A 9,251-nucleotide genomic window follows, 5' to 3' on the forward strand; every position below is an offset into this window, starting at 1 on the left:
TCCATGAGACCGTTGATCGGCATCTCCTGCTGCCAAAAGCCCTTCGGCGTTTTCGGAACGCCGAACCACGCCGCTTCCGACACCTATGTCCGCGTGGTCCGCGGTCCAGCGCGCGGCACGCCCGTACTGCTGCCCGCGGCGGGGGAGGACCTGTCGGCCGAGCTGATCCCCCATCTCGATGGGCTGATCCTGACCGGCAGCCGCTCCAACGTCTGGCCTGGTCACTACGATGGCCCGGCCCATGCGGAGGGCACGCCCGAGGACCAGCAGCGGGACGCCACGACCCTGCCGCTGATCCGCGCCGCGATCGCGCAGGGCGTGCCGCTGCTCGCCATCTGCCGCGGCATGCAGGAACTCAACGTCGCCCTCGGCGGCAGCCTCGATCAGCGGATCCAGGACCTGCCGGGGCGGATGGACCATTCCACACCATCCGACCAGCCCATCCCGCGCGTGCGCACGGGCAAGGCCCATGGGGTACGGATCGAGAAGGACAGTGCACTCGCCCGCCTCCTCACGCCGCCCTCGCGCGGCACCGGGCGGCTTGCGGTGAATTCGCTGCACAATCAGGGGGTCCAGCGCCTGGCCCCCCGCCTGGTCGCCGAGGCGTGGGCCCCGGATGGCACCGTCGAGGCGGTGCGCGTGGACGGAGCGATCTCCTTCGCCATGGGCGTGCAGTGGCATCCAGAATACGATTGGGAACACGACGCCGACAGCCGGGCGATCTTCCTGGCCTTCGGCGCAGCCTGCGGCGCCCATCGCGCGGCGCGTCTCGGTCAGGCGGAGATTGCCCAGGCGGCGGAATAGGCCGCGTCAGATCTGCCGGGAGCGGTGGCCGCGGTGACCCGCGTCACCGGGAGTTGTCCAATTGCCTTTTGCGTCCCGCAGCACAGAGGTCTAATATCTGCGTGCCGGCAAGCAATACGCCGGTGGACGAGTACGGTGTCCCCTGCCGGCTCGCCCGACCATTCCGATCGGAATCAAATACGGCGCCCGGTCACCCCCCTGACCGGGCGCTTCTTTTTGTGCGTCGATTATCGCCCGAATACTTGGTGATCGCCCGCCTTCCTCATGTGACACATGAAGTTGCCGACAGCCGCCGGGCGCGCCTTTCGGCATGCGGCGGCGGCCTGTATAGGTGGCCGGTCCAGACCCTCGATCGGAGCCTTGCCCGCATGGTGTCCTACGTCCTGCCCCCGCCGCCGGTCGCGGCCATCCCCGTGAAGGGGAGCGACGCGATGTTCCCGGTGCGCCGCATCTTCTGCGTCGGGCGCAATTATGCGGAGCACGCGATCGAGATGGGCTCCGACCCGACCCGCGAGCCGCCCTTCTACTTCACCAAACCCGCCGATGCCGTCGTCACCAACGATGCCGACATGCCCTACCCGACCGTGACGAAGTCCCTGCACCACGAGATGGAACTGGTCGTCGCCATCGGCACGGGCGGGAAGAACATCGCCGTCGGCGATGCGCTGAAGCATGTGTGGGGCTATTGCTGCGGCCTCGACATGACGCGCCGCGACATCCAGAACGAGGCGAAGAAGACCGGCCGCCCCTGGGACATGGGCAAGGGCTTCGACAAATCGGCCCCGATGGGCCTGCTGGTCCCCGCGGCCGGCATCGACCCGGCCAAGGGCAAGATCGAGCTGAAGGTGAACGGCAAGGTCACGCAGACCTCCGACCTGTCCAAGCTGATCTGGTCGGTCGCCGAAGTCATCGCGAACCTGTCCGAACTCGTCGAGCTCGCGCCGGGCGACCTCATCATGACCGGCACGCCGGAAGGTGTCGCCGCGGTGCAGAAGGGCGACGTTCTCGAAGGCATGGTCGAGGGCGTGGGCGAGGTGAAGACGAAGATCGTCTGATGCCGGCTAACGTCGCCGCCGGGAGCGGCACGCTGCGCATCGCGACCTGGAACATCAACAGCGTGCGGCTCCGGCTGCCGCTGTTGAGCGACCTCGTGATGCAGCTAGACCCCGACGTGCTCTGCCTGCAGGAGACAAAGTGCCCCGACGAGCACTTCCCGCATGAGGGCGTCGCGGCACTCGGCTTCACGCACCGTCTGGCGCGCGGGATGAAGGGCTACAACGGCGTCGCCATCCTCTCGAAGCGGCCGATCCTGCTGCGCACGGAAGACCCCGACTGGTGCCTCAAGGGCGATTGCCGGCACCTCGGCGTCGCAGTGGATGCACCCGGCGGGCCGATCGAGCTGCACAACTTCTACATCCCCGCCGGCGGCGACATCCCTGACCGCGAGAAGAACCCGAAATTCGGCCATAAGCTGGACTTCGTCGCCGAGGCCACAGCGTGGTCCGCCGCGCGCCCCGCGAAGCGGTCGATCATGGTCGGCGACCTCAACATCGCACCGCTCGAACACGATGTCTGGTCGCACAGGCAATTGCTCGACGTCGTGTCCCACACGCCGATCGAGGTCGATGCGCTGAACGGCTGGCAGAAGGCGGGCGGCTGGCACGACGCGCTGCGCCACTTCGTTCCCGCCGATCAGAAGCTCTACACATGGTGGTCCTATCGCGCGGCCGATTGGCGCGCCTCGGATCGCGGGCGGCGGCTCGACCATGTCTGGGTCAGCCCCGACCTCGCCGGCGGGCTCGCCCGCCATGTCGTTCTCAAAGATGCACGGGGCTGGGTGAAAGCTTCTGACCACGTGCCGGTGATGGTGGAACTCGCGACATGACGCGCCGATTCGGACGCCGCGCCGGGCTGCTGGCGCTTCTGACGGGCCTTGCCGCCTGCGCGAGCACGCCGCCGGAGCAGCCCGCCGCGCCCGTCGTGCAGGACCCCGATCCGGAGCCGGAGGAAGTCTACTCCCCGGGCGCCATCCCCTGGGCCAACCTGACCGAGGAACACAAGCGCCGCGCCCGCGCCGCGCTGACCCGCCTCGGCGAGGACATCCCCGACGACGCGACGCTCCAGGCGCGCTGGATGCTCATGCCGCCGGCGCAGCAGCGCTACTCGATCCGCCGGCCGCCGCCGCCCCCGCCACGACCGCGCGCCGCGCCGGCACGACGCGGTCGCGCCACGACGCCCGCGCGCCGGTCGCCGGCACCGACACGGCGGACACCGACGCCGCCACGGCGGACGCAGCAGCGCTGACGGTGGGAACCGGGCGGGGCTCTGCCCCTCCCGGACCCTCCCCGCCAAAGGCCGAAGGGCCTTTGGAAACCTTGACCTGGTACCGTGCGCTGCGGGTCATCGGAGAGCAGTGACCGGTTCCCTGCCCACCGCCCTGTTCGTAGTCTGACCGCCGGGCACGGCGTGCGTTCTCGTCGGCGATGAACAGTCCTGGCCGGCGCCAGTATCGGTTTGCAAAGGCCTCGGGCCTTTGCTGGGGTGAGGTTCGGAGAGGGGCAAGGCCCCTCTCCGAGACGCCGCTGTTACTCCACCCGCGCGCCCGACAGCCGCACCGCTTCCTGCCAGGCCGGCCGGTCGCGATCGGCGCGCTCGGTCATCTGTTCGGGCGTGCTCCACTCGGCGAGGGCACCGACGCGCAGGAAGCGTTCCTTCACCTCCTCCCGCGAGGCGATCTGCCGCAGCGCGCCGTTGGTGCGGTCGATCACCGCGCGCGGCGTGCCGGTCGGGAAGACGAAGCCCTGCCACGACGTCAGCACGAAGTTCGGCAGCCCGGCCTGTTCCATGGTCGGGATGTCCGGCAGGGTCGGCCAGCGCGCAGGCGTCGTGACGCCGAAGGCGCGCATCTGCCCACCGGTGATGACCGGCACGTAGGACGCCAGGTTGTCCAACGCGAAATCCACGTCGCCCGACAGCATGGCGGGAATGGTCTGCGCCGCGCCGCGGAACGGCACATGCGTCCCCTCGATGCCGGTGCGCGCGCAGAACAGCGCGCCCGACAGGTGGGGCGTGGTGCCGACGCCCGGCGAGCCATAGGTGATCCCGCCGCGCTTCGCCTTCGCCCAGGTGATGAACTCCTGGAGGGTGCGCGCCGGGTTCTTCTCGGCGGCGACGACCGCGACGTTCGGCAGGTCCCACGCGACGCCGACCGGCGCGAGATCCTTCACCGGATCATAGGCAAGCCGGGCATACAGGGTCGGGTTGATGCAGAGATGGCCGACCGAGGCGATGCCCATGGTGTAGCCGTCCGGTGTCGCCTTCGCGACGGCGTCGAGGCCGATGTTGCCGCCGGCGCCGGCGCGGTTCTCCACCACGAAGGGCTGGCCGAGGATGGGCGACAGCGCCTCCGCATAGAGCCGTACGAGCACGTCGGTGGACCCGCCGGGCGGCCAGGGCACGATCACGCGGACGGGACGGTCGGGCCAAGCGCCCTGGGCGTGGACGGCGGGCGCTGCGAGCAGGCCCGCACCGCCGGCGAGGAGGATGCGGCGAGTGGTCATGGATTGGTTTCTCCCGGATGTGTTGGAATCGGGATATCGCGCATTCGCGATCAAGGCCAGATGAACCGTCGAGCACGGATTCCTCAGGGAAACACGCCCGAAGGCGCGTTTCCGTGCAGGTTACCGGTCCGCCCCTAGGTCAGTATCCTGGAACGCGCGGTCAGGTGCCGGACTGTCCAGACGGACTCTCAGCGATCCCGCTTCGCCTGCGCGTTCTTCACGAACTGGGAGACGCGCCCGATCTCGCGCGGATCGGTGCGCACGGTCCGTTTGCGGCTCGGCTTCGCGTGCATCCCGGAACCCGCCGTGTCGCCGCCAGCCGGATGCGGGGCGGCAGCGGCGCGCTTGCGTTCCAGAACCTCATGCAGCGCGGCGGCGTGCCAGGCGCGGCGGGCCCGCCCGTGCAGAGCGTCCAGCCGGTGGTTCACTCGCTTCAGGGCGGCGGCGTAGACCTGCTTCCGGCGAGTCAGCGCGGCATCGTTGCCGGCGGCGGCACGCGCCTCCCCCTTGCCGCGGCCGGCGCGGCGGTTCGCGTGCACCATGCCGCGCAGCCGGTCCCGCTGTTCGCGCAGCGCACGGGCCAGGGCGAGCACCTCCTCCGCCGGCAGGTCTCCCAGAGCGGGATAGTGGCTCGGCGCGACAGCAGCGAAGTCGTCGCCGAGAAGGCGGCGCTCGGCGGCAATGCTGGTGGCCATGGTGGTTCTCCTCCGTTTCCTCGAGACGAGAGTACCGGGCCGGATGTGCGTGGCGAAAGGCCTTGAAATCCCGTTTCAGGGCGCGCAGCACGGGCGAGGGACGTTGCACTGCCGGGGCCTTCCGTCTGCAACCGGCGGCCAAGCTGCCCTCGCGACGGCAAGCACCGATCAGGAGCGCCGCTGGATTTCCGAATTGCAGCGATCAGGCAACCGTCACGGCCCGCGGAGGACGCCCGATAGCGTGACCAGCATCGAGGCAGTCGCACCCCAGATGTAGTGGCGCTCGTGCGGCCAGACCCAGAACTCCCGCATGCGGCCGCGGAATTCCTGCTGGCGGCGTTCGGGCGCGGCCGGGTCGAGCAATTGGGACAGCCTGTACTCGAACGCCTCCGCGACCTCTGCCGGGTCCTCCTGCAGCGCGAAGGGCGGCCGCAGCAACGCCACGACCGGGGTAACGAGGTAGCCCGTGCCGGTCATCAGCGTCGGCAGCCGGCCGATGATCTCTGGAACCGAAGGGTCGAGGCCAACCTCCTCCTGCGCCTCGCGCAGGGCCGCCTCCTCCGGCGTCTCGCCGGGCTCGATACGGCCGCCGGGAAAGGCCACCTGGCCGGCATGGGCGGTCAGCCTGGCAGAGCGCAGCGTCAGCAGCACGGTCGGATCGTCGCGCAGGACGATCGGCACCAGCACGGCGGCTTCTATCGAACGCCCCCCCGCACGTGCGGCGCGTTCCAGGTCGTCCTCAGGCTCCGGCCGATCGCGGGGTATGGTGTCCGGGTCGGCAAGTCGCGCCCGCAGCAGCGCCGCGTCGAGCCGCAATGGGGGCGGGCCCGCCTCCGTGACGTCGCCGCCGCCGTCGAAGCCCATTCAATCCGCTGCCATGTCGACGGCTGGCACCTCGTCGATCGGGAAGAAGGTCCCTTCGCTCCAGACGCCCAGCACTTCCCGCCCGTCCACCGTCTCCTGCTCGGCGAGCGCGACCAGTTCGTAGAACACGGCGCGGCTGATCCGTGCCTCGAGCCCGGGCCGCACGGTGATGTAGGGGCGCGGTTCGCGCGTCCGCGGGCAGAGCTGCACGCGGATGGGGTGCCCCGCATCGGCGGTCACCATTTCATCCAGGTTGGTGCGGAAGGTCAGGCATTGCTGCGGCTCGCCGCCGCCGCAGTCGCAATCGCGCCAGAACAGCTCGACGGCGACGAAGGGGGCGTCCTCAACCTCGATCCGCCCGCGTTCCGCCGGTGTTTCGAGCCAATAGGCACCATCGTCCCCGCGCTTCAACACCGAGGCGAACAGGCAGACCAGCGGCTTCCGCTGGATCGCGCTGTCCTTGTAGTACCAGGTGCCGTCGCGCCCGATGCGGATCGCGTAGGCGCCGCATTCCTGCCGCGCGCGTGCCAGCACCGTGCCGGCGGGCGGCAGGCCGCCCGATGGCACGCTTCCTGCCTGGCTTCCTGCCTGCGCGCAGCCCGCAGCCTTGCCTTCCGTCGGCATAGCGTTCATCCGCACGCTATCCGCCGTTGCCTGTTCCATGCTCTGGACGGTCATTGTCTTTCGTCGCCCTTGCACTGAGCGTCGCCGATGCGAGGTAATCCCAACGAGGTGGCACCTGCCGGCGCCCGCCTCCACAGCCGTCATATAGGGAGCCGAACCCTCATGAGTGAAGTGGCCGAGACAACACAGGACCCCGCCGTTCTGGTGGCGGAAGTGGAAGCCCTTGGTGTCCGCCTGTCCCACGTGCGGGAGGCGATCGGCCGGGTCATCTTCGGCCAGGACCTCGTTGTCGAGCGCGTGCTGATCACGTTGCTCTCCGGCGGGCACGTGCTGCTGGTCGGCGTGCCCGGTCTCGGCAAGACGAAGCTGGTCGATACGCTCGGCACGGTGCTGGGCCTCGATCCGCGCCGCGTGCAGTTCACGCCCGACCTGATGCCGGCGGACATCCTGGGTTCCGAAGTGCTGGAGGAAGACGCCCACGGCCACCGCGCCTTCCGCTTCATCAAGGGCCCGATCTTCTGCCAGCTGCTGATGGCGGACGAGATCAACCGCGCGTCCCCGCGCACGCAATCCGCGCTGCTGCAGGCAATGCAGGAACATCGCGTCGCGATCGGCGGCGAGATCCACGCCCTGCCCACGCCCTTCCACGTGCTCGCCACCCAGAACCCGATCGAGCAGGAGGGCACCTACCCCCTGCCTGAAGCCCAGCTCGACCGCTTCCTTCTGGAGATCGAGGTCACCTACCCCGATGAGGCCGCCGAACGCGCCATGCTGCTGGCGACGACCGGCGCACGGGAGGCGAAGCCGATCCAGGCCATGACCGGTGCGGAGCTCGTCACCGCCCAGGCGCTGATCCGCCGCATCCCGGTCGGCGAGCAGGTGCTGGAGGCCATCCTGAAGCTCGTGCGCGGCGCACGGCCGGAGACCACCGGGCTGGATACCGTCCGCAAGCACCTGGCCTGGGGGCCGGGGCCGCGGGCCGCCCAGGCGCTGATGCTCGCCACCCGCGCCCGCGCATTGCTCGACGGCCGGCTCGCGCCCAGCGTGGACGACGTGATCGCGCTGGCCGAGCCCGTCCTGCGGCACCGCATGGCACTGACCTTCGCGGCGCGCGCGGATGGCGTGCGGATCGGCGAGGTGATCGAGGCGCTGAAGGACAGCCTGGGGTGAGGCAGACGGTGGCGACGGGCGCATCGGAGAGGGGCGCCGCCCCTCTCCGAACCTCACCCCGCCAAAGGCCGAAGGGCCTTTGGAAACCGATACCTGGCGCCGGGCCCGACGCAAGGATGGCCGGGCGGAACGCAGGTCGCGCCCCTCGCCCGGCAAATCCCCCGGCGCCGTGCACGGGAGCCGCCTCTCCCCCGGCAGCGCTCTTGGCCTGCCCGACACCGAATCGAGGTTTCCAAAGGCCCTTCGGCCTTTGGCGGGTGGGGGTTCGGGAGAGGGCAGAGCCCTCCCCCGAGGCGACCCCATGACCACCATCCCCATCCCCTGGGCCGAGGCCCTTGGCGCCTCGCTCCCCCCGCTCGTCGTCCAGGCCGAGCGCGTGGCCACAACCGTCATGCAGGGCGTGCACGGGCGCCGGCGGCCGGGCCAGGGCGACGCTTTCTGGCAGTTCCGCCCGTACCTGCCCGGCGATGCGGCATCGCGCGTCGATTGGCGGCAATCCGCGCGATCGGACCGGCTGTTCGTCCGGGAGACGGAGTGGGAGGCGGCGCAGACCGTAGCGCTATGGTGCCAGTCCGGCCCGGGGATGGATTGGGGCAGCGACCCGATGCTGCCCAGCAAGCGCACCCGGGCGGAATTGCTGCTGCTCGCGCTGTCCGCGCTGCTGTTCCGGGGCGGGGAACGGGTCCGGCTGTTCGGGCTCCCACGGGCGTTTTCGGGACGGGGGGCGTTGTCGAGCCTCGCGCAATCCCTGCCGCGCCAACCGGAACAGGCGGAGGATGCACGGATTCCGCGTCATGCGCGGGCGGTGCTGATCGGCGACTTCCTGGCACCGCTCGAGGAAACGCGGCGCGCCGTCGCGCAACTGGCGGCGGGCGCCGTGAGGGGCCATCTGTTGCAGGTGCTCGACCCTGCGGAGGAAACCCTGCCATTCACCGGCCGCGTGCGCTTCGAGGCTCCAGGCTGGGCCGAGCAGGCGCTGGTGCCGCGCGTCGAAGGCGTGCGCGCGCTGTATGAGGAACGGCTGACCCGGCATCGCGAGGGGCTGGCAGCGCTCGCCGCAGCCTCCGGCTGGTCCTTCGCCACGCATCGCACCGACCACCCGCCCGAAGCGGCGCTGCTGGCGCTGCATCGCAGGCTGGCGCCCGGCTGATGTGGCAGGTCGGTCCCCTCGCCTTCGCAGCACCCTGGCTGCTGCTGGCTCTGCCCGCCCTGCCGGTCCTGTGGTGGCTGCTGCGCGTGAGCCCGCCGGCCCCGAAGAGCCAGGCCTTCCCGGCGATCCGCCTGCTGCGCGACCTGCCGCCTGTGGAGGAAACGCCGCACCGCACGCCCTGGTGGCTGCTGCTGCTGCGCATGGCGGCGGCGGCGCTGCTGATCCTCGGCCTGGCGCGGCCGGTGTGGCAGCCGATGGGCGTGGGCGGCGGGTCGGGGCCGCTGCTGTTGGTGATCGACAATGGCTGGGCCGCCGCGCCGGACTGGCCGGCCCGCATGGCGGCGGCCGGCGGCGCGCTGGATGCCGCGGCGCGCGAGGGCCGGC

At 70.6% G+C, this 9,251-nt stretch carries 11 protein-coding genes; 7 read left to right on the forward strand and 4 right to left on the reverse strand.

The window, feature by feature from the left end; all coding sequences use genetic code 11:
* Positions 1-3 precede the first annotated feature (3 nt).
* From GXW78_RS23570 to GXW78_RS23585, 4 genes are all read left to right on the forward strand, one after another.
* Positions 4-804, forward strand: a complete 801-nt coding sequence (locus GXW78_RS23570) for a gamma-glutamyl-gamma-aminobutyrate hydrolase family protein (RefSeq protein ID WP_211871359.1) — start codon at positions 4-6, stop codon at positions 802-804.
* A 368-nt stretch (positions 805-1,172) separates the two neighbouring features.
* Positions 1,173-1,859, forward strand: coding sequence for a fumarylacetoacetate hydrolase family protein (locus GXW78_RS23575; RefSeq protein WP_211871360.1), 687 nt, complete (start codon positions 1,173-1,175; stop codon positions 1,857-1,859).
* Positions 1,859-2,689, forward strand: coding sequence for an exodeoxyribonuclease III (locus tag GXW78_RS23580; RefSeq protein ID WP_211871361.1), 831 nt, complete (start codon positions 1,859-1,861; stop codon positions 2,687-2,689). Before GXW78_RS23575 ends, GXW78_RS23580 begins: the two co-directional genes overlap by 1 nt.
* Positions 2,686-3,108, forward strand: coding sequence for a hypothetical protein (locus GXW78_RS23585; RefSeq protein WP_211871362.1), 423 nt, complete (start codon positions 2,686-2,688; stop codon positions 3,106-3,108). Before GXW78_RS23580 ends, GXW78_RS23585 begins: the two co-directional genes overlap by 4 nt.
* A 281-nt stretch (positions 3,109-3,389) precedes the next feature.
* Here the strand turns inward: GXW78_RS23585 and GXW78_RS23590 are convergent, their stop codons facing one another.
* From GXW78_RS23590 to GXW78_RS23605, 4 genes are all read right to left on the reverse strand, one after another.
* Entirely contained in the window at positions 3,390-4,364 is a 975-nt protein-coding gene (locus GXW78_RS23590) for a Bug family tripartite tricarboxylate transporter substrate binding protein (RefSeq protein WP_211871363.1), read from the reverse strand.
* A 188-nt stretch (positions 4,365-4,552) separates the two neighbouring features.
* Positions 4,553-5,059 (reverse strand): hypothetical protein, encoded by a 507-nt coding sequence (locus GXW78_RS23595; protein WP_211871364.1) that lies wholly within the window; start codon positions 5,057-5,059, stop codon positions 4,553-4,555.
* A gap of 213 nt (positions 5,060-5,272) precedes the next feature.
* Positions 5,273-5,923, reverse strand: coding sequence for a CoA pyrophosphatase (locus GXW78_RS23600; RefSeq protein WP_211871365.1), 651 nt, complete (start codon positions 5,921-5,923; stop codon positions 5,273-5,275).
* Positions 5,924-6,601 (reverse strand): DUF1285 domain-containing protein, encoded by a 678-nt coding sequence (locus GXW78_RS23605; RefSeq protein WP_246522572.1) that lies wholly within the window; start codon positions 6,599-6,601, stop codon positions 5,924-5,926.
* Between the two features lie 108 nt (positions 6,602-6,709).
* Here GXW78_RS23605 and GXW78_RS23610 point away from each other — a divergent pair, with 108 nt between their 5' ends.
* The 3 genes from GXW78_RS23610 to GXW78_RS23620 form a co-directional block, all read left to right on the forward strand.
* Positions 6,710-7,717, forward strand: coding sequence for an AAA family ATPase (locus tag GXW78_RS23610; RefSeq protein ID WP_211871366.1), 1,008 nt, complete (start codon positions 6,710-6,712; stop codon positions 7,715-7,717).
* 301 nt (positions 7,718-8,018) lie between these two features.
* On the forward strand, positions 8,019-8,867 hold the full coding sequence (locus GXW78_RS23615; RefSeq protein ID WP_211871367.1) for a DUF58 domain-containing protein: 849 nt from the start codon (positions 8,019-8,021) through the stop codon (positions 8,865-8,867).
* The coding region (locus GXW78_RS23620) for a BatA domain-containing protein (RefSeq protein WP_211871368.1) at positions 8,867-9,251 on the forward strand (385 nt) is incomplete at its 3' end. The genes GXW78_RS23615 and GXW78_RS23620, both read left to right, overlap by 1 nt.

Origin of the sequence: Neoroseomonas terrae, from assembly GCF_018129025.1 — a bacterium.
In the GTDB taxonomy this organism is placed as follows: Bacteria; Pseudomonadota; Alphaproteobacteria; order Acetobacterales; family Acetobacteraceae; genus Neoroseomonas; species Neoroseomonas terrae.